Raw genomic sequence first — 22,067 nt, 5'->3', positions numbered from 1 at the left:
CAGGCGTGGCAAATGTAGGTGGATTTCCCGACGTGGGCAAACGATGATATCTCGCACCAGCCATTAGAAAAATTTGGATCATGTCATGCTGCGTTCCCACCTGCCGCTCAATGCCTTGCGCGCCTTCGAAGCGTCGGCGCGCCATTTGAGCTTTACCCGTGCGGCCATTGAGCTGTGCGTGACCCAAGCGGCAGTCAGTCATCAGGTCAAAAGTCTCGAAGCGCAACTCAACGTCACGCTGTTCAAGCGCCTGCCTCGGGGCTTGATGCTCACCAGCGAAGGCGAATCCCTGCTGCCCGTGCTGCGTGACGCCTTCGACCGTATCGCCCTGACCTTGGATCAGTTTGAAGGCGGCCATTACCGTGAAGTCCTGACGGTGGGGGCGGTCGGTACCTTTGCGGTGGGCTGGTTGCTGCCACGCCTGGCGGATTTTCATAGCCGCTACCCGTTGATCGACTTGCGCTTGTCCACCCACAACAACCGCGTGGATGTCGCCGCCGAGGGCCTGGATTATGCCATCCGCTTTGGCGCCGGCGCGTGGCACGGCACCGATGCGTGCCCTTTGCTTGAGGCACCGTTGACGGTGTTGTGCGTGCCGCAGATTGCCGAACAACTGCGCAGCCCGGCTGACGTGTTGAAGCATACCTTGCTGCGTTCCTACCGTGCCGATGAGTGGAACCTGTGGTTCCAGGCCGCCGGTTTGCCCAGCGATACCCGGGTGCCGCGCAGCGTGGTGTTCGACTCCTCGCTGGCAATGATGGAGGCCGCGCTGCAAGGTGCCGGCGTGGCACTGGCGCCAGCTCGTATGTTTTCGCGGCAATTGGAGAACGATGTGATCCGCCAGCCGTTCGAGATGGGGATCACCACCGGCAGCTATTGGTTGACGCGCTTGCAGTCGCGGGCTGAGACACCCGCGATGGTGGCGTTCAAAGGGTGGTTACAGGCGAGTGTTGCCTGAGCTGACGCCGATCAGTCTAGCGAACGCAATGCCCAAAGCAATGAAGATCAAAGGTGGCAGCTGGCTTGCCTGCGAAAGCGGTTGTGCAGTCACAGGTGCAGCGACTGACACACTGCCTTCGCGGGCAAGCCCGCTCCCACCGTCAGCGCTTGGCTAGGCGAGGTATTGGCGGAACCATCCCAGGGTGCGTTCCCAGGCAAGGTTCGCCGCTGCTTCGTCATAGCGCGGTGTCGAATCATTATGGAAGCCGTGATTGGCGCCCTTGTAGATAAACGCCTCATACCTCGTCCCAGCGGCCTTCAATGCCTGTTCATACGCCGGCCAGCCTTCATTGATGCGCGTATCCAGTTCACCGAAATGCAACAGGATCGGCGCCTTGATGCGCGGTACGTCCTTGGCGTCGGGTTGGCGCCCGTAGAAAGACACTGCCGCGCCCAGTTCCGGGTAGGCCACCGCCGCTGCATTGGTCACGCCACCGCCATAACAGAACCCGGTGATGCCGACTTTGCCCGTGCTGCTGTCGTGGTGCATCAGCCATTCGATGGCGGCGAAGAAGTCGTTCATCAGTTTGGTCGGGTCGACGGTCTGTTGCAGTGCCACGCCTTTTTCATCATTGCCAGGGTAGCCGCCCACCGAGGTCAGGCCGTCCGGGGCCAAGGCGATAAAGCCGGCCTTGGCCAGGCGTCGTGCGACGTCTTCGATATAAGGGTTCAGGCCTCGGTTTTCATGCACCACCACCACGGCTGGCAGTTTGCCTGCGGCCTTGGCTGGGCGTACCAAGTAGCCGCGCACGGTGCCGTTGCCTTTGGGCGAGGGGTAGGTGATGTAGTCGGCGACGATATCCGGGTCGGTGAATTTCACCTGTTCGGCCAGGGCGTAATTGGGGCTCAGGGCCGCGAGCAATGCCGAAGCGGTGAGGCCACCGAGGGTGAACAGCGCGGCGCGGTCGAGAAATTCGCGGCGGTTGATCTTGCCGTGGGCATAGCCGTCGTAGAGTTCCAGCAGTTCGGGAGCAAAGTCTTTCGCGGTCAGACGAGTCATCGGTGCAGTCCTCGATTAGCGGTTGCCGTCACTGTAGACCAGGATCAAACCTCGCGGCCATGGGCAGCGGCGGCCAGTTGCCCGGTGTCGACGCGCACGAACACCGAGTCGCCGACGGCGGTGAGCACGCTGCCTGCATACACTTCGCAGACCACACGGCTTTTGCGGCCGATTTCGCCTTCGACCCGAGCCCGCAGGACCAGGGGCACCCCCATGGGCGTGGGTTTGATGAATTTGATCCCCAGATTACCGGTGACGCAGTCGATGCGCGGCAGGCTGCCGGGTTCACGCTGTTCGGCGCGGTAGTGGTAGGCCATGGCGGTCCAGTTGGAATGGCAGTCCACCAGCATGGCGATCAGCCCACCGTAGACCAGATCCGGCCAGCCGCTGTATTTGGCCTCGGGTTGGTGTTCGGCAATGACGTGCACGCCATCGTCATCCCAGCGGCTCTTGATGTGCAGGCCATGGGGGTTGCTGCTGCCGCAGCCGTAACAGATGCCGTCCGGCGCCGTGGTGTCCTGGAGAGAAGCGCTGTGCATGCAGAGTCCTTGTTGTTGTTTGGCGACGCTTCTATTTAGCAGGCCAGGGGTCAGCGAGCAAACTTCTTCGCCCCGGCCACGCAGCCGATCACCGCCACCGTCACCAGCACCATGCCCAGGCTGACCTGTTCATGCAGCAAACCCGCCGCCAGCGCCAGGCCGAAGAACGGTTGCAGCAACTGCAACTGGCCAACCGCGGCAATCCCGCCTTGGGCCAGGCCGCGGTACCAGAATACAAAGCCGATCAACATGCTGAACAACGCCACATAGCCCAGGCTCAGCCATGCCGGCAAGCTGATACCGCTGAGGGTGGACGGCGCCAACAACAGGCTCAAGGGCGCCACCACCGGCAGCGACACCACCAGCGCCCAGCAGATCACCTGCCAGCCGCCCAGGTTGCGCGACAGCTTGGCGCCTTCGGCATACCCCAGGCCGCATGCCAGCACGGCCAACAGCATCAACACATCGCCCGCGGGTGCGGCGCTCAAGCCTTGAGCAATGGCATATCCCATCACCAACAGGCTGCCCAGGACCGAAAACAACCAGAACACCGGCCTCGGCCGTTCACCGCCGCGCAGCACACCGAACACCGCCGTAGCCAGTGGCAGCAGGCCGATAAAGACGATGGAGTGGGCCGAGGTCACGTACTGCAGGGCCAGGGCCGTCAGCAGTGGAAAGCCGATCACCACGCCAAGCGCGACGATAACCAGCGGTGCCCATTGCTGGCGTGTGGGGCGTTTTTCCTTGAATACCCCCAATAGGCACAACCCCAATAGTGCCGCGAGGGTGGCGCGGATCATGGTCAGGAACACCGGATCGAATTCCATCACCGCCAGGCGCGTGGCTGGCAGCGAGCCGCTGAAAATCACCACGCCGATAAAACCGTTGATCCAACCCTGGGTGCTGCTGTCCAGAGTGCCGAGAGGAGAAGTGCGTTCCATGGGGGACCTGTCCGAAAATGGCAGTTGCATGCTGGGCATCCTAGGATTGAAGATTAAGACAATCAAAAAATTGTCATGGATACAACCCTATGCCCCGTGCTCGCTACAAGACGCTGGTCGATACCTTCGCCGAGGCCATCCGCAGCGGCCAATTGCAGCCCGGCACGCGCTTGCCTACCCATCGGCAATTGGCCGCCGAGCATGGCCTGGCACTGGTCACCGCCAGCCGGGTGTACAGCGAGTTGGAAGCCATGGGCCTGGTCAGCGGCGAAACCGGGCGCGGCACCTTCGTGCGTGAAATCGCGTTGCCGCCAGGGCAGGGCAGCGGGCAGATGACGGTTACGGCGGGTGTGCTCGATCTGAATTTCAACTACCCGTCCTTGCCGGGCCAGGCCGAGCTGTTGCGCACGGCGTTGCGCCAGCTCGCCCTGTCTGGCGATCTGGAGGCGCTGCTGCGCTACCAGCCCCATGCCGGGCGTGTGCACGAGCGCGCCGCCGTGGCCCGGCACTTGTTGAACCGAGGGTTGGCGGTGCAAGCCGAGCAGGTGCTTGTCGTCAGCGGCGCCCAGCATGGCCTGGCGGTGAGCATGATGACCTTGCTCAAGCCTGGGGATGTGGTCGCGGTGGATGCATTGACCTATTCGGGGTTCAAGGTACTGGCCGAAACCCTGCACCTGGAACTGGTCGCCATCCCAGTCACCGCCAGCGGCCCGGACCTGGACCACCTGCACAGCCTGTGTCGCCAGCGCCCGGTGCGAGCGGTGTACAGCATGCCGACCCTGCATAACCCGCTGGGCTGGGTGATGAGCCTGGCGCAGCGCGAGCGTTTGGTGGCAATCGCCCGGCAGCACGACCTGATGATCATTGAGGATGGCGCCTATGCGTTTCTCGCCGAAGAAGCACCGCCACCTTTGGCAACTCTTGCACCGGAGCGCACGGTGTACATCGGCGGGTTGTCCAAGAGTGTCGCCACCGGTTTGCGTGTGGGCTTTATCGCTGCGCCTATGGCGTGGGTAAGCGGGTTGGAACGCACGATCATGGCCACTACCTGGAACGTGCCGGGGGTGATGAGCGCGATTGCGGTGGGCTGGCTCGAGGACGGCACGGTGGCGCAACTGGAGGCGCAAAAGCGTGCGGATGCCCAGGCTCGTCAAGCGTTGGCAGCACAGGTGCTGAGGGGCGTGAAGACCATCAGCCACCCGTCATCCTACTTTCTGTGGCTACCGTTGGCGGAAGACGCCCGCGCCGATCAGGTCGCCATGACCTTGCAGCGGGCGGGCATCTCGGTTTCAACCGCCGAACCGTTCGCGGTCTCGGCCCAGGTGCCCCACGCACTGCGCCTGGCCCTGGGTTCGGTGCCGATGGCGGCGTTGCGTGAGGCGCTGGTGAAGGTGCGCAAGGTGGTGGCGTGGTGAGCGATCTTCAGTACTTGTAAGCCTGGCGACCAATCAGCAGCCACTTGCCATGCTGTTTTTGCCAGACCTGGAAGTTATCGATATCGGTTGGTGTGTCCACACCGCTGTTCACTGCCAGGGCGTGGAAGTGGTTGCGCACCAGGGCGGTATCGCCATTGAGGGTGATGGTCTGGTTTTGCATCTCCAGGGTTTTGAATGCGCTGGTATGGGTTTCCAGGTCGGCAATGAATTGCGCCTTGTTCTGCACCTTGCCGCTGGAGTGGCCGTAGGTGAGCTTGTCGGACGTCAGTGCATGAAGCTGCTTGAGGTCCAGGTGCAGCATGGCTTGGGTCAATTGATCGACTGCCTGGGCTACATCCTTCTCGGCTGCGCCGGGCGCGGCGGCGACGTAGCCGCAGAACAGGCACAGAAATCCGATCAGCACTTTGAAGTTGGGCATGGGGGTTTTCCTTATTGTTGTTGGGAAATACGACGAGGTATGTCGTCGTACAACCATGCAATATTCTCAAGGGGGAAGGAAAGTGAAATTTGCAGGAGCTTGAGGTGAGGAGGCGCTAGAGTGTTAATCACCATCCGCGCAGCCGAGGTACATCATGGATTTTGACTGGCACAGCGACGTCATCACCCGTGCTACACCCGTCACCCCTAGCTACAAAAACACCCAGAACGTGCGCCGCTTTATGCTTGAGCAGTGCGGCCCGGCGTTCAAGTTCAACCGTCCATTCATGGCGTGGATTCGTAATGGCGCACCCAAGACCTTGGGGGAAGTGGTGGAGGAGTGGCAGCGTCGCAACGAGGTTCTTCGGTCGTCGCACCACGGTGTTTGAACTGAAATATGAACAAAAAGTGTGGGAGCGGGCTTGCTGTGGCGAGGGAGCTTGCTCCCGCTCGACAGCGCAGCTGGAGCCGGCTTTTTTGGGGCGCTACGCACCCCAGCGCAAGCAAGCTTGCTCGCCACAGCAAGCCCGCATTTGAGTGAGGAGCCCAGCTAGATAGCCGCCAGCGGTGGCGTACGCGGCGGGATCATCCGTTTGCTGCCGGTGGCTTCGAACGCCGAGGCAAAGCGCAACAGCGCCGAATCGTCATAGGCACGCCCGGCGAAGGTCAGCCCCACCGGCATGCCAATGTCCGCCATCACGCCCATCGGCACGGTGACGGTGGGTACGCCCAGGTGGCGGATGGCGAGGTTGCCGTTGGCGACCCATACGCCGTTGCTCCAGGCGATATCGGCAGACGCTTCGTTCACATCGGCATCGGCCGGTCCTACGTCGGCCACGGTGGGGAACAGCACGGCGTCAAGCCCCAGGGTGTCCATCCAGTCTTCCAGGTCCAGGCGCCGGGTTTGCTCCAGGCCGCGCAGGCCATCGGGCACGGTGCTGATCTGGTCCCATGGCGTGATGCCGCGTTGGGCCATGCGCACGTATTCGTCCATGCCGGCGGCCAGGTCGTCTTCACGGTTGGGCAGGGTGCCGGGGTCGTGGGGGAAGATGTTCGGCCCGTCCACATCGGCCAGGCGGTTCAGGTGCGGGTCGCCGTTGGCGCGCAGGAAGTCATCGAAGGCCCAGGCTGACAGTTCCCACAGTTCGTCGTGGAGGAACTCTTTAGAGACCAGGCCACGGGTAAACACCGTCGGTGCGCCGGGGCGGTCGCCTTCGCAGTTGGACACCAGCGGGAAATCCACTTCGATCACTTCGGCACCCGCTGCTTCCAATGCCTGGCGCGCGGCTTGCCACAGTTCAATCACCGTGGCGCGGGTGTGGATTTTTTGCCCGGTCGGGCCGCCGATACCGGGTTTTTCGCTGGTGCCAGCCTCCGGGTCGGCGTTGATGTACATGCGCGGCACGCCAAAGCGCTTGCCGGCCAGGCTTTCGCTGTTGACTACCAGCGCCGCGTAGGACTCCGGGCGCACCGAGGTGACGCTGGGGATTGGCACCCAGGGTTGCAGGCGCCACAGGTCGCCTCGTGTGTCCGGGTCTTCGGCCACCACGACGTCGAGCACTTCCAGCAGGTCGGCCATGGTGCGAGCGTAGGGCACTACCACGTCCATGGTCGGGGTCAGCGGCCAGTTGCCGCGCACGGAAATCACCCCGCGTGAAGGCGTGTAGGCACACAGGCCATTGTTGGAGGCCGGGCCGCGACCGCTGGACCAGGTTTCTTCAGCCAGCCCGAACGCGGCAAAGCTGGCGGCGGTGGCGGTGCCGGCACCGTTGGAGGAACCCGACGCAAACGGCGCGGTGAGGTAGTCGGCGTTGTAGGGGCTTTCGGCGCGACCGTACACGCCACGCTGCATACCGCCATTGGCCATCGGCGGCATGTTGGTCTTGCCCAGGCAGATAGCGCCACCGGCACGCAGACGCTCAATGGTGAAGGCATCGCGCTGGGCCACCAGCTTGGCAAACGCCGGGCTGCCGGATGCAGCCGTCAACCCCTTGACCAGGTAACTGTCCTTGGCCGTGTAGGGGATACCATCCAGTGGCCCCAGGGTTTGCCCCTTGGCGCGGCGTGCATCAGACGCCTGGGCTTCTTTGAGCGCATCGGGGTTGCGTACCACCACGGCGTTCAGTGCAGTGGCCGTCTGCGGGCCATCGTAGGCATCGATCCGCGCCAGGTACGCCTGCACCAGTTCAACTGCCGTGGTCTGGCCGGCTTCAAGCGCAGCGCGCAATTGGGCAATGGAGACTTCAGTAACTTGCATCACGTTTTTTTCGCCGCCTTCAAGTGGGGGTATGGCGGCAGTCTACGTACAGATATTTCACAAAACCAGCGCGGCCTACTTCGTGTGGGCGGCGCGCAGGACATCTCGAGAAAGACGTCAGCAGGATTGCGAGCGGCAGTCTCTTGTCGCTAAGGTGGCCGCGTTGATTAACGTTGCACTTCAAGGAAGAGACCATGCAAAAACCTTATATCGCCCTGGCGGCCTTGCTGGGATTCACCGTCTATACCGTGGCGACCATGCTCACGGCCGAGCAGTCACTGTTGGCATTTGGATGGGAACTGATGTCCAGACCCGATACGGCACAGGTGGTGATTGACCTGTATCTGATGGCGGTGCTGGCGTGTGTGTGGATGTACCGGGATGCGCGTGGGCGAGGGCGGTCGATGGCCTCAGTGCTGCCGTATTTTTTACTGACGGCAGTGTTTGTGTCGGTAGGGCCTTTGCTCTATATCGTGGTTAATGGATTTTCTCGCCGGGCCATGAAGTGAGGCTTGTTGCTCCCGTGACGACCTGCCAGCGACGCTGATCTGACTGACACACGACGATCCAAAGTGTGAGCTGGCTTGCCTGCGATGGCGGCCTGACAGTTGACGCTTCTATACCTGAAGCACCGCGATCCCACTGTGGGAGCGGGCTTGCTCGCGAAGGCGGCCTGGCAGTCAACACAGTTGGATTGTGGACATATCCATAGCAGATCAAGAGCGGCTCGCTTCGCATCGTGGTTACCGTTGAGCGCTACGGAATTGTGTCGATACCTATGGTCATCGCAGGCAAGCCACCCACATCTGGATCGTGGGGGTGTCAGGTAGATAGGCTTCGGCTAGCAGGCCGCCATCGCAGGCAAGCCAGCTCCCACATTTGGATCTAGTGGTGTCAGATAAATATGCGTCGGCTGGCAGGCCGTCACGGGAGCAAGCTCCCTCGCCACAGGTCCCGCGTCGCCCCAAAGTTGTAGATAACTAAGGCTATGGGGCGACGTGATCGATCAAACGCCTTTGGTCGACGGCAACAGTACCGTGAGGATGCCCACCAGCGGCAGGAACGAGCACAGCTTGTACACGTATTCGATGCCGTGATGGTCAGCGAGCATCCCGAGCAGCGCCGCGCCGATCCCGCTGAAGCCGAACATCAGGCCGAAGAATATCCCGGCGATCATGCCCACATTTCCCGGCACCAGTTCCTGGGCAAACACCACGATGGCCGAGAACGCCGAGGCGATGATAAAGCCGATGACCACGCTGAGTACGGCGGTCCAGAACAGATCGACGTAGGGCAGGGCCAGGGTGAACGGTGCGGCGCCGAGGATCGAGAACCAGATGACTTTCTTGCGGCCGATCTTGTCGCCGATCGGGCCACCGGCAAAGGTGCCCACGGCCACTGCGCCGAGAAACAGGAACAGGTACATCTGCGAGCTGGCTACCGACAGCTGGAACTTCTCGATCAGGTAGAACGTGAAGTAACTGGTCAGGCTGGTCATGTACCAGTATTTGGAGAACACCAGCACAGCCAATACCACCAGGGCGAAGGTCACGCGGCCTTTGGACAAACCGTGGGTGGCCTGGCTGCCTTGCTTGAGCTTGAACAGGTTGAGGTGGTGGCGGTACCAGCGGCTCAAGCCGTACAGCACCAGGATGGCGAACACCGCAAACAGGCCGAACCAGGCAATGTGGCTTTGGCCGTAGGGAATGATGATCGCCGCCGCCAGCAACGGGCCGAAAGCGCTGCCGGTGTTGCCGCCGACCTGGAAGGTCGATTGCGCCAGGCCGTAGCGCCCACCGGAAGCCAGGCGTGCGACGCGGGAGGTTTCCGGGTGGAAGGTCGATGAGCCCACACCTACCAGCGCTGCCGCGAGCAATATCGCTGGGAAGTTGCCGACAAAGGCCAGCATCAAGATGCCGATCAAGGTGCACACCATGCCCGCCGGCAATAGCCAGGGTTTGGGGTGGCGGTCGGTGTGGTAGCCGATCCACGGTTGCAGCAGGGAGGCGGTCAACTGGAAGGTCAGGGTGATCAGGCCGACCTGGGTAAAGCTCAGGCCGTAGTTGGCCTTGAGCATCGGGTAGATCGACGGCAGTACCGCCTGGATCAAGTCATTGATCAGGTGCGCCAGGGCACAGGCGCCCAGGACGCGCATGACTAAGGGGCTTACTTGCGAGCTGGTCGAAGGTGCGGCGGGTGACGCTGTGACTGTGGACATGCGGGCATTCCGTACAAGGCAACTGACAGGCGTGGAGGCGGGCGGCGGTGATGTGAACCGCCACTCCATCTGGACTCGGCGTTTATGCTAGATTCGGCGCCAATGCCTGTCTCGCGCAATTCGGGCAGAAACCATCGCAAAAAGGGCGAAATGATCAAATCACTGGATAAATTTCTGCGAGAAATCGATGAGGGCGATTGGGCCGTCATCAGCTCGGCCACTGATTACCCCGAAAACTGGGTGATCCCCGAACACAGCCACAACAAGCACCAACTGCTGTACGCCATTGGCGGTGTGATGGTGGTGTACTCGGCCCTGAGGCAATGGACGGTGCCGCCCAATCGTGGCTTCTGGATGCCTTGCGGTCAAGTTCACTCACTGCGTTGCGTGGGTACGCTGAAGATGCGCAGCGTGTTCGTGCGCCCGGACAGCTTCCCCAACTTGCCGGCCGAGCCCAAGACGGTGACGGTTTCGCCGCTGCTGAGTGAACTGATCAAGGCCTCGGTGAGCTTGAAACCGCCGTATGCCGAGGATTCACGCGACGCGCGGATCATGCACCTGATTCTTGACGAACTGGCCATTCTCCCGGCCTTGCCGCTGTCGCTGCCCCAGCCTGCCGACCCGCGCCTGAGCCCGATCTGCCTGGCGTTGCAGGATGAACCGAGTGATGCCTCCACCGTCGCCGACTGGAGTGCGCGGTTGGGATTGGACCAGACCACCATCCAGCGCCTGTTCCGTAAGGAAACCGGCATGACCTTCGGCCAATGGCGCCAGCAGGCGCGGTTGCTGCTGGCGCTGGAGCGCATTGCGGTGGGGGAGAAGATCATCGATGTGGCGTTTGAGTTGGGCTACGAAAGCCCCAGCGCTTTTACCAGCATGTTCAAGAAACAGTTTGGCAAAACGCCGAGTCATTTTTTCAAGTAGCGTCGCTCGCCACGCGCGCGTGAGCAGGGCGCCGGGATGCCAGGTAAGCCAGCAGTGTGGCGACTACCAGCAAGGCGGCGCTCAACTCGAAGGTGGCCTGATAACCGCTCAAGTCGAATGCCACACCACCGACGGTGGCACCGGCGGCAATCGCCAACTGGATGATGGCGACCATCAACCCCCCGCCGGCCTCAGCGTCGTCGGGCACGGTGCGCGCCAGCCATGTCCACCAGCCAACCGGTGCAGCTGTCGCTACCAGGCCCCAGCAGCCCAACAGCAGAGTGGTGACAATCGCTGAACCGCCGAACCCCACCAGCGCAAGGGCAATGCCGGCCATGATCAACGGAATGGCAATCAGCGTCGGGTACAGGTGACGCTTGAGCAAATGCTCAATCAACACCGTACCCGCCAGGCCGGCCAGGCCGAGCACCAGCAGCATCAGCGACAGGGTGGACACCTCGACCCGGGTCACGCCTTCCAGGAATGGCCGCAAGTAAGTGAACAGCATGAATTGGCCCATGAAGAACAGGCTGACGGCGCACATGCCCACGGCCACCTTGGAGTTTTTCAGCAGGCGCAGCGCATTGCCGGTGTTCGCTGCGCCGCTGTGCTTGAGCGCAGGCAAGCTCAGCCACAGCCAGGCCAGCGCAATCACGGCGACCGGCACCACGCAAAAAAATGCGCCGCGCCAGCCAATCAGGCCGCCAAGAAAGCTGCCCAGCGGCGCCGCGATCACCGTCGCCAGGGCGTTGCCACCGTTGACGATGGCCAAGGCCCTTGGCACTTGGGCGGGCTCGACCAGGCGCATTGCCGTGGCCGCCGACAGCGACCAGAAACCGCCAATCGCCACCCCAATCAATGCGCGCCCGAACATGAACACCGCGTAATTCGGTGCGAACGCCACCACGCTGCCAGAGACGATCATCAGCAGGGTCAGGGCCATCAGCAGGCGCTTGCGATCCATCCTCGCGGCAACCGCCGCGATCACCAGGCTGGTGAGCAAGGCAAACACCCCGGACACGGAAATGCCCTGGCCGGCCTGGCCTTCAGTGATGTGCAAGTCAGCGGCCAGCGGCGTCAACAGGCTGACCGGCATGAACTCGGAGGCGACCAAAGCAAACGCCGCGAGCGACATCGCCAGCACCGCGCCCCAGCGTTGCGGTTGAGGGGTGACGGAACTCACTGCAAGTGGCTCTGGAAGAAGGTGGTGAGCGTGTCAAACGGGATCAGTTCGACGCGGTCGTACAGGTCTACATGGCCGGCGTTGGGGATGACCAGCAATTGCTTGGGCTCGGCGGCGCGTTGGTAGGCGTCTTCACTGAATTCACGGGAGTGCGCGTCGGCCCCGGTAATCAGCAGCAGTGGGCGCGGCGAGATCGTCTCGATATCGTTGAAGGGGTAGAAGTTCATGAACTTGACGTTGCTGGTCAGCGTCGGGCGGGTGGTGGTCTGCGATGAGGCGCCTGCCGGGGTGACTTCGCCGCGCGGGGTGCGGTAGAAGTCGTAGAACTCGTCGCCGACCGGGTCGCCGGTAAGGCTGTGCGGCGTGCCACCGGTGTAGAGGGTCTCGCCGCCCTGGAACTCTACATAGCGCTGGTTGGCGGCCTGGCGCAGGATCTGCTGGCGCTGTTGCAAGGTCATGCCGTGCTTGAGGCCATTGCGGTTGGCCGCGCCCATGTCGTACATGCTGACGGTGGCGATTGCCTTGAGACGCGGATCGATCTTCGCAGCACTGATCACAAAACTGCCGCTGCCACAAATGCCGATGGCACCGATGCGTTCCCGGTCGACCTGTGGGCGAGTGCCGAGAAAGTCCACGGCGGCGCTGAAGTCTTCCACGTAGAGGTCGGGCAACACCGCGTTGCGCGGCGTACCGGCGCTTTGGCCCCAGAACGACAGGTCCAGGGACAGGGTCACGAAACCCTGTTCAGCCATTTTGGTGGCGTAGAGGTTGGCGCTTTGCTCTTTGACGGCGCCCATCGGGTGGCCGACGACCAGGGCTGCGTGCTTTGAGCCTGGGGCCAGGTGTTTGGGCACGAACAGCGTGCCTGCCACCTGCATGCCGTATTGATTGTTGAAGGTGACAGGTTCGGCCGTCACTGTGTCGCTGCTGTAAAAGTTATCCGCACCGTTAGACATATCGGCTCCAAATGAAGAAAGAGAAGTCACCAGCAAACCCAGGGCGAGCAAGAGGCGTTTCATAGGGATGTTCCTTGTGAAGTGTCCGCACATTTTCCGGGTGACGGCAGGGCTTCTGTAGTGCATTTGAGTGGATTACTTGCCTGATCCTCTGAGTTTCAGCGCCAGATGACGACGTCCGTGACTTGCGCGGGTAAAGTGCAATGAAGCATTGAAAGGGTCTGTTATGACGTCCACTCCCACCCCCCTGAACGCGCTGATCCAGTCGATTGGTTCGCGCACCCCGTCGCCCGGCGACTACGCGATGCCGATCCCCGGCCTGGGCTTTTATCGGCGTGAGCAACCCGCTGCGCCGGTGGTGTGCATGGTTGAGCCGTGCATCGTGCTGGTGGCTCAGGGCGAGAAGCAGTTGTGGGTCGGCGGCGAGGGCTACCCCTACGACACGTCCCGGTTCCTGGTGACGTCGCTGGACATTCCGGCCAATTCCGAGGTGCTGGCCGCCAGCCCCGAGCAGCCGTGCCTGGGGCTGACGTTCAAGCTGGACCTGCGCATGCTCGCGGAGCTGATCGCCCAGGGTGGCTTGCCGCCGGTGCGTGAGCGCGCAGTCATGAAGGGCGTGGGGATCGGCACGGTCACCGACGGCATGCTGGCCGCATTCGCGCGCCTGGTGGCGTTGCTGGACGAACCCGAGGCTATCCCGGTACTCGCGCCATTGATCCAGCGCGAGATTCATTACCGGCTATTGAAAAGCGACCAGGCCGGCCGACTGCGCCAGATCTGTTCGGTGGACGGGCAGGGCTATCGGATTGCCAAGGCCATCGACTGGCTGAAGTTGAATTTCGACGCAGCCCTGCGTGTGGAAGAGCTGGCAGCGCGGGTGCAAATGAGCGCGGCGACCTTTCACCATCACTTCCGGCAACTGACCGCGATGAGCCCGCTGCAATACCAGAAATGGCTGCGTCTGAATGAAGCACGACGATTGATGTTGAACGAGCACCAGGATGTGTCCAGTGCCGCGTTCAAAGTCGGGTATGAGAGCCCGTCGCAATTCAGCCGTGAGTACAGCCGGCTGTTCGGGGTGCCGCCCAAGCGTGATATGGCAGCACTGCGGGGCCGGGCGGGTGTCAGTGATCCGCCGGGGTCAGATTAGCGTAGAAGATGCAGCCGATAAGCCGTGCGAACAGGCTCAGGGTTTCCGGCAGGTTCGGGTCGTCGAACAGCATGGCCCGTGAGTCCAGCGCGCACAGCGCCCCGAACAGGCGGCCATCGGGCAGAAAGATCGGCGCACCGGCGTAGCTTTCGATGGCGTATTGCTTGACCACCGGGCGTGACGCGAAACGGCCGTTCTGGCTGATCTGGGGGACGAACAGGGTGTGTGGGTTGATGCAGAACTCACTGCACAGGGTGGTTTCCAGGTCGAGTACGTCGTCGACGTTGATGCCCATTTGTAGAGGGTCGTAGGCCGAACACACCACCCATTCCTGGTCGGTGAACTTGGCGATGCCGGCGAATCTCATCCCGGTCAGACGAGTGACCAGCTTGAGGATATTGGTGGTTGCTTCAATTTCGGCAATGGCGGCGCGCTCGTCTGCGCTGAGTAACCTGTGTGCGGCGGTGACGCTTGAAACCATGCTGAACGCTCCAATGGCGTGGTCGCAGGCCGCGACCACGCACAGTCAGGTTATTAGTTGATGCGCGGGTGTTGCTGTACCAGGTTTTCCCGCTTGGTTTGCAGCGCGGCAATCTCGGCATCGATGTCTTCGATTTTCTGCTCGATATTGTCGTGATGCTCCTGCAGCAGCTCCTTGGCTTCTTCCATGTCGGAAGCCGCCGGGGCCGCGCCACGCAGGGGCTTGTTGGCGGTTTCCTTCATGGTCAGGCCCGTGATCAGGCCAACCACCGCAAACACCATCAGGTAATAGGCGGGCATGTACAGGTCGTTGGTGCTCTCCACCAGCCAGGCCACGGCGGTCGGCGTAACACCGGCGATCAGTACCGAGACGTTGAAGGCGCTAGCCAGGGCGCTGTAGCGCAGGTGGGTGGGGAACATTGCCGGCAAGGTCGACGCCATCACACCGATAAAGAAGTTCAGCACCACCGCCAGAATCAACAGACCGCCGAAAATCAGGCCGGTCTTGCCGCTGGTGATCAGCATGAAGGCCGGAATCGACAGGAACAGCAGGCCGATGCTGCCGGCGATGATGAACGGCTTGCGGCCGATCTTGTCGCTGACAAAACCAATGAACGGCTGCACGAACAACATGCCAACCATGATCGCAATGATGATCAGCACGCCGCTGTTTTCGGCATAGTGCAGGTTGTGGGACAGGTAGCTCGGCATGTAGGTGAGCAGCATGTAGTAGGTCACGTTGGTGGCCGCGACGATACCAATGCAGGTCAGCAGGCTGCGCCAGTGCTTGGTGGCGATTTCCTTGAACGAGACTTTGGGGCCGTGGCTCAGGCCTTCGCGGTCACCCTGTTCGAGTTTGTCGACATGCTGTTGAAACGCCGGGGTCTCTTCCAGCGCGTGGCGCAGGTACAGGCCGATGATGCCCAGGGGCAGGGCGAGGAAGAACGGCAAGCGCCAGCCCCAGGCCTCGAATTCTGCTTCACCGAGCACGGTGGAGATCAACACCACCACACCCGCGCCGAGCACGAAACCGGCGATGGAGCCGAAGTCCAGCCAACTGCCAAGGAAGCCGCGCTTGCGGTCCGGGGCGTATTCAGCCACGAAAATCGACGCGCCGGTGTACTCACCGCCCACCGAGAAACCCTGGGCCATTTTGCACAGCAGCAACAGGATCGGCGCCCAGATGCCAATGGAGGCATAGCCGGGGATCAAGCCGATGGCGAACGTGCTCAGAGACATGATCACGATGGTGGCGGCCAGGACTTTTTGCCGCCCGTACTTATCGCCCAGTGCGCCGAAGAACAGGCCGCCCAACGGGCGAATCAGGAAAGGTACTGAGAAGGTGGCCAGCGCTGCGATCATCTGCACGCTGGGGGAAGCGTCAGGGAAGAACACCTTGCCCAGCACATAGGCGACAAAGCCATAGACGCCAAAGTCGAACCATTCCATGGCATTGCCAAGTGCGGCGGCGGTGATCGCCTTGCGCATCTTGTTGTCGTCGACAATGGTGATGTCTTTCAATCCGATGGGTTTGACGCGTTTTTTACGTAGTTTCATGCGGGCCACTCAAAAGCTGAACAGGGGAGGTGCCATCGCTACGATGGCACCGCTCTGTCAGTTCAGATACAAGTGGACACGAAATAATTCACCGCTTTCTGTATTTTTTCTCACGGGGGTAAAAATGCCGGGTTCTGGAGGCCGAAGCATGGCTATTGGCAAAACAGATCAAATGTGGGAGCTGGCTCGCCTGCGAAAACGGTGGTTCAGTCATAGATTCAGTGACTGACACACCGCCTTCGCGGGCAAGCCCGCTCCCACAGGGGATCTGGGCCAGGCGCAGATTTTGTGGGTAGTACATGACCCATGTGGGAGCTGGCTTGCCTGCGAAAGCGGTGGTTCAGTCAAAGATTCAGTGACTGACACACCGCCTTCGCGAGCAAGCCCGCTCCCACAGGGGATTTGTGTCAGGCGCTGATTCTGTGGGCAATACAGGGCCAATGTGGGAGCTGGCTTGCCTGCGAAAGCGGTGGTTCGGTCAAAGATTCAGTGACTGACACACCGCCTTCGCAGGCAAGCCCGCTCCTACAGGGGATCTGTGCCAGGCGCAGGTTTTGTGGGTAGTACATGACCCATGTGGGAGCTGGCTTGCCTGCGAAAGCGGTGGTTCAGTCAAAGATTCAGTGACTGACACACCGCCTTCGCGAGCAAGCCCGCTCCCACAGGGGATCTGGGCCAGGCGCAGATTTTGTGGGTAGTACATGACCCATGTGGGAGCTGGCTTGCCTGCGAAAGCGGTGGTTCAGTCGAAGATTCAGTGACTGGCACTCCGCTTTCGCGGGCAAGCCCGCACAGGGGATCTGGGCCAGGCGCAGATTTTGTGGGTAGTACATGACCCATGTGGGAGCTGGCTTGCCTGCGAAAGCGGTGGTTCAGTCGAAGATTCAGTAACTGGCACTCCGCTTTCGCGGGCAAGCCCGCTCCCACAGGGGATTTGTGCCAGGCGCATAACCGATGTGGGAGTTGTCGAGCCCCGGCGAGGCTACGAAGGCGGCGGTACTGTTGGCAGTTGTGTTGCCTGAACTGTCGCCATCGCGGCCTCGCTAAAGCTCGAGCGCTCCCACAGGGGAATTGTCATTGTTAGTCAGGCAAAGCAGGGAAGTCATTTAAATGCCAAGCAGTCATTCACGCCTTACCTACCGCCAACCACGGGCCGCAGACGTTCAGCGATTGTTCGCGATCTTCGGCGATCCACAGACCAACTTGTTCAATCCTGCCGGCCCGCTGCCCAACCTAAATGCGGCACAACGGCTATTGGATCACTGGATTCAACAGTGGGCGTCCCACGGTTACGGCTGGTGGGCAATTGCCTGCAAAGAGAGCCCCGAGCACATCATCGGGTTTGGCGGCATTGCGCCACTTAACTACCTGACGCAGCAGCGCATCAACCTTGGCTATCGCCTGGCCGTCGAGGCCTGGGGGCAGGGGTATGCCACTGAACTGGGGCGGGATGCCCTGGCGCTGGCGTTTGACACGCTATCTCTACCGGAAGTCTTCGGGTTAGTGCGACCCGATCATGCTGCGTCGATCCGCGTATTGGAGAAGCTCGGCATGCAACGTTTTGGCCTGCTGGATGATGTACCCGGCCAAGCGCCCAGCCTGGTGCTCAGGGTTTGTCATCCTACAACTGCACAAGCCTGACATTTTCCTATTCCGCGTAAATCCTCGATAAGCGGCAATCTTTGCGATTGACACTGCGTGGGCGTCTCGCTATAAAACTCTCAGTTGTACGACGACATATGACGTTACATATGTCCTACCTAACAAAAATAAAAAGTGATGCCATGAATCTGAACGAGCCCATCAGTGCCCTTCGTGTCGGCCAGGCGGTCGGCAGCTATCGCTGGACGATCTGCGCGATGTTGTTTTTCGCGACCACGGTCAATTACCTCGACCGTCAGGTGCTGAGCCTGTTGGCACCGCAACTGTCGACGCAGTTTGGCTGGAGCAACACCGACTACGCCAACATCGCGGCGGTGTTCCAGTTCGTCTACGCCATTTCCATGCTGTTTGCCGGGCGCTTCGTCGACAGGATCGGCACCAAGGCCGCCTATGTGGTAGCCATTGGTATCTGGTCCACCGGCGCGATCATGCATGCGTTTGCGGTGCCGATGGGCGAGGGTATCGCAGCCGTCAGTGGTGCCATTGGCCTGGCGGTGATCCCGGTGTCGATCGCCGGCTTCATGCTGTCGCGGGCGGTGTTGGCGATTGGCGAAGCGGGTAACTTCCCGATCGCGATCAAGGCCACTGCCGAATATTTCCCCAAGAAAGAACGCTCCCTGGCCACCGGTATCTTCAATTCCGGCGCCAACGTCGGCGCGATCCTGGCGCCGATCTGTGTCCCTCTGATTGCCGGCCTGTGGGGCTGGGAGGCGGCGTTTATGGTCATCGGCATGCTGGGTTTTGTCTGGGTAGCCGTGTGGGCCGCCGTTTACGAAAAACCGGAACAGCAAAAACGCCTGTCACCTGAGGAACTGGCCTACATCCGCAGCGACCAGACCGTACAACCGTTTACCCCGGCACCGACGGGCACCGCAGGAAAGAAAGTCTCCTGGTTCAAACTGTTGACCTACCGCCAGACCTGGGCGTTTGCCTTCGGCAAGTTCATGACTGACGGCGTGTGGTGGTTTTTCCTGTTCTGGCTGCCCACCTACCTGTCTGCCCAATACGGCATGAAAGGCGCCGATATCGTGATGCCGCTGGCGGTGCTGTACAGCATGACCATGGTCGGCAGTATTGGCGGCGGCTGGTTCCCCAGCTACTTCATGGCGCGCGGCGATGCCCCCTATGACGGGCGCATGAAAGCCATGCTGGTGATTGCGCTGTTCCCGCTGGTGGTGTTGCTGGCGCAGCCGTTGGGTTACCTCAGCTTCTGGGTGCCGGTGTTGCTGATCGGTGTGGGCGCTTCGGCACACCAGGCGTGGTCATGCAACATTTTCACCACCGTGTCCGACATGTTCCCGCAGAAAACCGTGGCTTCGGTGGTCGGCATTGGCGGCATGGCCGGTGGCCTGGGAGGCGTGCTCATGACCAAGATCGGCGGCTGGGTGTTCGACTATTACAAGTCCATCAACGACATCCATACCGGCTACATGATCATGTTTGCCATATGCGCCCTGGCTTACCTGGTGGCCTGGAGCGTGATGAAGACGCTGGTGCCGCGCCACAAGGAAATCACTGATCTGTGACGCTAGCTAGAAAGGTCATCAAGGCAGCGACGATGACCTCGGGCGCGTCCTCTTGCACCAGATGCCCCGCACGCGGGACGCGCAGGTAGCGTGCACCTAATCTACCTGCGAGCGCGTCGCCCTGTGCCACGTTGATCCATTGGTCTTCTTCGCCCCAGAGCAGTTGCACCGGGCAACGCAGCTCGGCGAGCCGCTCTTCAATCTGGTCGGTATAGCGCTGGTCCATCTGTGCAATCTGGCGATAGAAGGCGGGCTGGCCTACCTCGCCTGTCCAGGGCGTGACATAGGCGTGCAGCACCTCGGCAGGCAGCGGCGTGAAGGCGGCGCCCTGTAGATAGGCACGCACAATCGCCTCATGGATATAGGCCGGCGCGTCGCTGAAGGCCTGTTCATGGCGGCGCACATGCTGCACCAGCGGCGAACCCCAGGGCGCCATGGCGACGGGGTCGATCAAGGTCAGGCTGGCATAGTCGCAGCCATCAAGCAGATGCGTGCGCAGGGCCGTGGCGCCGCCAAAATCATGGGCGAGCACATGGGGGCGTTCCAGGCCCCAATGGTGTAGCAGGGCGGCGAGCAACAGGTTTTGCACGCCCAGAGACACGTCCTGGCCCGGCGCCTGTTCAGACTGGCCATAGCCAAGCAGGTCGTAATAGAACACGCGGTACTGCTGGGTAAACAAGGGCGCGATACGCCGCCACACATGGGAAGAGAACGGCGTGCCATGCACCATCACCAGCGCCGGCCCCTGGGTACCCAGCTGGCCCCAGCGCACAGTTTGATTGCGAAAGTCAAAGGTGTGGGGCAGTGCCAGTGCGTCGTTTGAATGGGTCATGGTTGAATCTCCCCGAAGGTCTGATGGGTTGTGGCGGGTTTTGCCTGCGCCAGGAGGGTACGAACCGCCATGACCACACCGACGAGCACGGCAGCCAGGCCCACGGCTTCCATTGGCGTCGGCCAGCGCCGGTGAAAGCCTAGACCGAGCAGGCTGGCGAAGAGTGATTCCAGGGCAATCAATTGGCCACTCAGTACCATGGGCAGGCGCCGCGTTGCCGCGTTCCAGGCCCAGGCGCCGACCACCGTAGACATCACGGCGATGCCCAGGCTCCAGGCATACAGCGGCCATGCCTGGTTCCAGCCCGCGCCAAGGGTCGGCAACCGGAACAAGCCCAGCGTGTATAGCCACGGCAGCAGGCACAGCGCCGCGCCGCCTGCGCCTACCAGCATCAAGGCGGTCCACAGGTCGGTTGCGCGGGCAGGCAGGCGTGCCAGTTGCTGTTGATTGATGACGCTGAACCCCAGCCACAAGGCCACTGCGCCCAAGGAGAAACACAACCCCGCCAGCCAGGAACCGGTGCCGGAGGCGGGCAGGTGGAGGCTGCTGACTGTCGCCAGCAACAGCCCCACAGTGAGGCAGGACAACGGCATCACCAACTGGCGCCATTGCAGGGTCTTGTGACTGGCGTTGCCTATCAACGCCAGTAGCACCGGGACCATGCCGACAAACGCTGGCGTCAGCACCGGGCCGCCGAACATCACACCGCCAGCAATGCACACGCCATAACCGAGGCAACCCAGTGCGCCCAGTGCTGCCGCCAGTACGCACTGGCCGGTGCTGAGTACACTCAATTGCGCCCTGCACACCATGATCCAGACGAGACCCAGCCCACCGGCCATCAGAAACCGTACGGCCATCAAGTCGTAGAGGCTGTAGACGCCGGTGACGTAGGGCGCAATGAAGTTCAGCGCCCAGCCCAGGGTGGCGACAACGGCCAATATCACACCGGTAAAGAGTGAGGCGCGGGCGGTGGTCATCAGGCTGCTCCATGAAGTGAGGGATTCATGGTGCCCAGCGCGGCGGGTGTGCTACAAACGAGTTTTCAGCCTTGGATGCATAACCACAGATTATGAATGCACTTGGCAAAACCTTACCGCCGCTGGCCAGTTTGCCGTTTGAAGCGGCGGCGCGCCTGGAGAGTTTCTCCAAGGCGGCCGATGAATTGCACATTACTCAGGCGGCTGTCAGTCGGCAGATTCGCGGGCTGGAAGACAACCTGGGGGTCAAGCTGTTTTGTCGGCGCAACCGTGGGGTGTTCCTGACGCAAGAAGGGCGTGAGCTGGGGCGGGTGGTCAGCCAGGCCTTGCAGAGCATCAGTGAGGGCGCGGTCAGCCTGAGAACATCGCCCCAGCGCAATCGCGTGGTACTGCTATGCCAGCTATGCGAGGCGTTCTATTGGTTGATGCCGCGTCTGGCGACCTTCCACCAGCAATACCCGCAGATCGAGATCCAGGTGGTGACCTGTACGCGGCCGATCACCCAGTTCGACGGGCATTTCGATGTGGCCCTGCAAAGTACCCGGCGCGCCAGTGGCAGCCATACGTTGATGTTCACCGCCTCCGACGAGGTGTTCCCGGTGTGCAGCCCCGGCTACCTCTGCCCGGAAAAGCCGTTAGCGCTGACTGAATTACAGCCCTGTACATTTCTGCACCACAGCTCCGAGCCGCCGCACTTGATGGAATGGGATGAGTGGCTGCAGATGTTCGGCCACACGTTGCCCAGGGATGCGCGCAGTGCCACCTTCGACAGTTACCCGCTGATGTTGCAAGCTGCCGTGGAAGGGCACGGTATCGCCATGGGTTGGCGTCGTACCGCAAGCCGGCTGATAGAGAGTGGGGCGCTGGTGCGGCCCTGCGCAGAAAGCGTGTTTTTGCCCGAGGCTATTTCGGTCTACAGGCAGCAAGGGACGGGCAGTCGGGAGGAGATTACGGCGTTGTTGGCCTGGCTTGACGCACAATTGCAGAGTGACGGCTGACAGGGGCGTCGC

Annotated in this window: 21 protein-coding genes; 9 read left to right on the top strand and 12 right to left on the bottom strand. The window is 61.5% G+C overall.

Going from position 1 to position 22,067, the window contains the following annotated elements; genetic code table 11:
- Nucleotides 1-85 precede the first annotated feature (85 nt).
- Nucleotides 86-958 (top strand): LysR family transcriptional regulator, encoded by an 873-nt coding sequence (locus tag AB9N64_RS04695; protein ID WP_014718657.1) that lies wholly within the window; start codon nucleotides 86-88, stop codon nucleotides 956-958.
- A 153-nt stretch (nucleotides 959-1,111) separates the two neighbouring features.
- Here the strand turns inward: AB9N64_RS04695 and yghX are convergent, their stop codons facing one another.
- From yghX to AB9N64_RS04680, 3 genes are read right to left on the bottom strand one after another with little or no spacing between them, the layout of a single operon-like run.
- A complete protein-coding gene (gene yghX, locus AB9N64_RS04690) occupies nucleotides 1,112-1,999 on the bottom strand; it encodes a YghX family hydrolase (protein ID WP_032902927.1) in 888 nt (295 codons plus the stop codon).
- Nucleotides 2,000-2,043: 44 nt separating this feature from the next.
- Nucleotides 2,044-2,538: a PaaI family thioesterase gene (locus AB9N64_RS04685; RefSeq protein WP_003190847.1), complete on the bottom strand. Its 495-nt coding sequence runs from the start codon at nucleotides 2,536-2,538 to the stop codon at nucleotides 2,044-2,046.
- A gap of 50 nt (nucleotides 2,539-2,588) precedes the next feature.
- The gene (locus tag AB9N64_RS04680; protein WP_003190848.1) at nucleotides 2,589-3,479 is read right to left on the bottom strand and encodes a DMT family transporter; all 891 of its coding nucleotides are present in this window, start codon (nucleotides 3,477-3,479) and stop codon (nucleotides 2,589-2,591) included.
- 89 nt (nucleotides 3,480-3,568) lie between these two features.
- Here AB9N64_RS04680 and AB9N64_RS04675 point away from each other — a divergent pair, with 89 nt between their 5' ends.
- Complete coding sequence (locus tag AB9N64_RS04675) at nucleotides 3,569-4,894, top strand: PLP-dependent aminotransferase family protein (RefSeq protein WP_130175711.1); 1,326 nt, start codon at nucleotides 3,569-3,571, stop codon at nucleotides 4,892-4,894.
- A gap of 7 nt (nucleotides 4,895-4,901) precedes the next feature.
- Here the strand turns inward: AB9N64_RS04675 and AB9N64_RS04670 are convergent, their stop codons facing one another.
- The gene (locus AB9N64_RS04670) at nucleotides 4,902-5,333 is read right to left on the bottom strand and encodes a nuclear transport factor 2 family protein (protein WP_014718653.1); all 432 of its coding nucleotides are present in this window, start codon (nucleotides 5,331-5,333) and stop codon (nucleotides 4,902-4,904) included.
- A gap of 154 nt (nucleotides 5,334-5,487) precedes the next feature.
- Here AB9N64_RS04670 and AB9N64_RS04665 point away from each other — a divergent pair, with 154 nt between their 5' ends.
- Nucleotides 5,488-5,721 (top strand): DUF6434 domain-containing protein, encoded by a 234-nt coding sequence (locus tag AB9N64_RS04665; protein WP_014718652.1) that lies wholly within the window; start codon nucleotides 5,488-5,490, stop codon nucleotides 5,719-5,721.
- Between the two features lie 161 nt (nucleotides 5,722-5,882).
- Here the strand turns inward: AB9N64_RS04665 and AB9N64_RS04660 are convergent, their stop codons facing one another.
- Nucleotides 5,883-7,592, bottom strand: a complete 1,710-nt coding sequence (locus AB9N64_RS04660; protein ID WP_058410782.1) for an amidase — start codon at nucleotides 7,590-7,592, stop codon at nucleotides 5,883-5,885.
- A 191-nt stretch (nucleotides 7,593-7,783) separates the two neighbouring features.
- On the opposite strand from AB9N64_RS04660, the gene AB9N64_RS04655 reads away from it, so the two are divergent.
- On the top strand, nucleotides 7,784-8,098 hold the full coding sequence (locus AB9N64_RS04655) for a DUF2834 domain-containing protein (RefSeq protein ID WP_014718650.1): 315 nt from the start codon (nucleotides 7,784-7,786) through the stop codon (nucleotides 8,096-8,098).
- A gap of 497 nt (nucleotides 8,099-8,595) precedes the next feature.
- On the opposite strand, the gene AB9N64_RS04650 is transcribed toward AB9N64_RS04655, so the two are convergent.
- A complete protein-coding gene (locus AB9N64_RS04650; RefSeq protein ID WP_032872382.1) occupies nucleotides 8,596-9,807 on the bottom strand; it encodes an MFS transporter in 1,212 nt (403 codons plus the stop codon).
- Nucleotides 9,808-9,909: 102 nt separating this feature from the next.
- Here AB9N64_RS04650 and AB9N64_RS04645 point away from each other — a divergent pair, with 102 nt between their 5' ends.
- Complete coding sequence (locus AB9N64_RS04645) at nucleotides 9,910-10,731, top strand: helix-turn-helix domain-containing protein (RefSeq protein WP_014718649.1); 822 nt, start codon at nucleotides 9,910-9,912, stop codon at nucleotides 10,729-10,731.
- On the opposite strand, the gene AB9N64_RS04640 is transcribed toward AB9N64_RS04645, so the two are convergent.
- Complete coding sequence (locus AB9N64_RS04640; protein WP_019817172.1) at nucleotides 10,724-11,914, bottom strand: MFS transporter; 1,191 nt, start codon at nucleotides 11,912-11,914, stop codon at nucleotides 10,724-10,726. The two genes, AB9N64_RS04645 and AB9N64_RS04640, sit on opposite strands and share 8 nt — an antisense overlap.
- Nucleotides 11,911-12,933 (bottom strand): alpha/beta hydrolase, encoded by a 1,023-nt coding sequence (locus AB9N64_RS04635; RefSeq protein ID WP_019817171.1) that lies wholly within the window; start codon nucleotides 12,931-12,933, stop codon nucleotides 11,911-11,913. Before AB9N64_RS04635 ends, AB9N64_RS04640 begins: the two co-directional genes overlap by 4 nt.
- 163 nt (nucleotides 12,934-13,096) lie before the next feature.
- On the opposite strand from AB9N64_RS04635, the gene AB9N64_RS04630 reads away from it, so the two are divergent.
- On the top strand, nucleotides 13,097-14,020 hold the full coding sequence (locus AB9N64_RS04630) for an AraC family transcriptional regulator (RefSeq protein WP_019817170.1): 924 nt from the start codon (nucleotides 13,097-13,099) through the stop codon (nucleotides 14,018-14,020).
- Here the strand turns inward: AB9N64_RS04630 and AB9N64_RS04625 are convergent.
- Together AB9N64_RS04625 and proP are read right to left on the bottom strand one after the other, a co-directional pair.
- The gene (locus tag AB9N64_RS04625) at nucleotides 13,995-14,501 is read right to left on the bottom strand and encodes a GAF domain-containing protein (protein WP_014718645.1); all 507 of its coding nucleotides are present in this window, start codon (nucleotides 14,499-14,501) and stop codon (nucleotides 13,995-13,997) included. The two genes, AB9N64_RS04630 and AB9N64_RS04625, sit on opposite strands and share 26 nt — an antisense overlap.
- 53 nt (nucleotides 14,502-14,554) lie before the next feature.
- On the bottom strand, nucleotides 14,555-16,057 hold the full coding sequence (gene proP / locus AB9N64_RS04620; RefSeq protein ID WP_014718644.1) for a glycine betaine/L-proline transporter ProP: 1,503 nt from the start codon (nucleotides 16,055-16,057) through the stop codon (nucleotides 14,555-14,557).
- A gap of 1,110 nt (nucleotides 16,058-17,167) precedes the next feature.
- On the opposite strand from proP, the gene AB9N64_RS04615 reads away from it, so the two are divergent.
- Both AB9N64_RS04615 and AB9N64_RS04610 read left to right on the top strand, forming a co-directional pair.
- Nucleotides 17,168-17,698, top strand: a complete 531-nt coding sequence (locus tag AB9N64_RS04615) for a GNAT family N-acetyltransferase (RefSeq protein ID WP_032872378.1) — start codon at nucleotides 17,168-17,170, stop codon at nucleotides 17,696-17,698.
- Nucleotides 17,699-17,841: 143 nt separating this feature from the next.
- Complete coding sequence (locus AB9N64_RS04610) at nucleotides 17,842-19,245, top strand: MFS transporter (protein ID WP_019817168.1); 1,404 nt, start codon at nucleotides 17,842-17,844, stop codon at nucleotides 19,243-19,245.
- Here the strand turns inward: AB9N64_RS04610 and AB9N64_RS04605 are convergent.
- Both AB9N64_RS04605 and AB9N64_RS04600 read right to left on the bottom strand, forming a co-directional pair.
- Entirely contained in the window at nucleotides 19,232-20,077 is an 846-nt protein-coding gene (locus AB9N64_RS04605) for an alpha/beta fold hydrolase (protein ID WP_019817167.1), read from the bottom strand. The genes AB9N64_RS04610 and AB9N64_RS04605 overlap by 14 nt on opposite strands.
- On the bottom strand, nucleotides 20,074-21,057 hold the full coding sequence (locus AB9N64_RS04600; RefSeq protein ID WP_058411002.1) for a DMT family transporter: 984 nt from the start codon (nucleotides 21,055-21,057) through the stop codon (nucleotides 20,074-20,076). Before AB9N64_RS04600 ends, AB9N64_RS04605 begins: the two co-directional genes overlap by 4 nt.
- A gap of 92 nt (nucleotides 21,058-21,149) precedes the next feature.
- On the opposite strand from AB9N64_RS04600, the gene AB9N64_RS04595 reads away from it, so the two are divergent.
- Nucleotides 21,150-22,055 (top strand): LysR substrate-binding domain-containing protein, encoded by a 906-nt coding sequence (locus AB9N64_RS04595; RefSeq protein ID WP_371360001.1) that lies wholly within the window; start codon nucleotides 21,150-21,152, stop codon nucleotides 22,053-22,055.
- Nucleotides 22,056-22,067: the final 12 nt, after the last annotated feature.

It is taken from the genome of Pseudomonas sp. KT_2_4, assembly GCF_041410225.1.
Taxonomy (GTDB): domain Bacteria; phylum Pseudomonadota; class Gammaproteobacteria; order Pseudomonadales; family Pseudomonadaceae; genus Aquipseudomonas; species Aquipseudomonas paracarnis.
Note: the sequence above shows the minus strand (reverse complement) of the source record. Positions and strands in the feature narration are given on the sequence as shown.

What these genes read in the sequence shown, in the direction of transcription:
- AB9N64_RS04635 (WP_019817171.1), bottom strand. Translation starts at nt 12,933, where the DNA reads ATGAAACGCCTCTTGCTCGCCCTGGGTTTGCTGGTGACTTCTCTTTCT.
- AB9N64_RS04615 (WP_032872378.1), top strand. Translation starts at nt 17,168, where the DNA reads ATGCCAAGCAGTCATTCACGCCTTACCTACCGCCAACCACGGGCCGCA.
- AB9N64_RS04625 (WP_014718645.1), bottom strand. Translation starts at nt 14,501, where the DNA reads ATGGTTTCAAGCGTCACCGCCGCACACAGGTTACTCAGCGCAGACGAG.
- AB9N64_RS04655 (WP_014718650.1), top strand. Translation starts at nt 7,784, where the DNA reads ATGCAAAAACCTTATATCGCCCTGGCGGCCTTGCTGGGATTCACCGTC.
- proP (WP_014718644.1), bottom strand. Translation starts at nt 16,057, where the DNA reads ATGAAACTACGTAAAAAACGCGTCAAACCCATCGGATTGAAAGACATC.
- AB9N64_RS04685 (WP_003190847.1), bottom strand. Translation starts at nt 2,538, where the DNA reads ATGCACAGCGCTTCTCTCCAGGACACCACGGCGCCGGACGGCATCTGT.
- AB9N64_RS04665 (WP_014718652.1), top strand. Translation starts at nt 5,488, where the DNA reads ATGGATTTTGACTGGCACAGCGACGTCATCACCCGTGCTACACCCGTC.
- AB9N64_RS04675 (WP_130175711.1), top strand. Translation starts at nt 3,569, where the DNA reads ATGCCCCGTGCTCGCTACAAGACGCTGGTCGATACCTTCGCCGAGGCC.
- AB9N64_RS04600 (WP_058411002.1), bottom strand. Translation starts at nt 21,057, where the DNA reads ATGACCACCGCCCGCGCCTCACTCTTTACCGGTGTGATATTGGCCGTT.
- AB9N64_RS04630 (WP_019817170.1), top strand. Translation starts at nt 13,097, where the DNA reads ATGACGTCCACTCCCACCCCCCTGAACGCGCTGATCCAGTCGATTGGT.
- AB9N64_RS04645 (WP_014718649.1), top strand. Translation starts at nt 9,910, where the DNA reads ATGCCTGTCTCGCGCAATTCGGGCAGAAACCATCGCAAAAAGGGCGAA.
- AB9N64_RS04695 (WP_014718657.1), top strand. Translation starts at nt 86, where the DNA reads ATGCTGCGTTCCCACCTGCCGCTCAATGCCTTGCGCGCCTTCGAAGCG.
- AB9N64_RS04670 (WP_014718653.1), bottom strand. Translation starts at nt 5,333, where the DNA reads ATGCCCAACTTCAAAGTGCTGATCGGATTTCTGTGCCTGTTCTGCGGC.
- yghX (WP_032902927.1), bottom strand. Translation starts at nt 1,999, where the DNA reads ATGACTCGTCTGACCGCGAAAGACTTTGCTCCCGAACTGCTGGAACTC.
- AB9N64_RS04650 (WP_032872382.1), bottom strand. Translation starts at nt 9,807, where the DNA reads ATGTCCACAGTCACAGCGTCACCCGCCGCACCTTCGACCAGCTCGCAA.
- AB9N64_RS04610 (WP_019817168.1), top strand. Translation starts at nt 17,842, where the DNA reads ATGAATCTGAACGAGCCCATCAGTGCCCTTCGTGTCGGCCAGGCGGTC.
- AB9N64_RS04680 (WP_003190848.1), bottom strand. Translation starts at nt 3,479, where the DNA reads ATGGAACGCACTTCTCCTCTCGGCACTCTGGACAGCAGCACCCAGGGT.
- AB9N64_RS04595 (WP_371360001.1), top strand. Translation starts at nt 21,150, where the DNA reads ATGAATGCACTTGGCAAAACCTTACCGCCGCTGGCCAGTTTGCCGTTT.
- AB9N64_RS04605 (WP_019817167.1), bottom strand. Translation starts at nt 20,077, where the DNA reads ATGACCCATTCAAACGACGCACTGGCACTGCCCCACACCTTTGACTTT.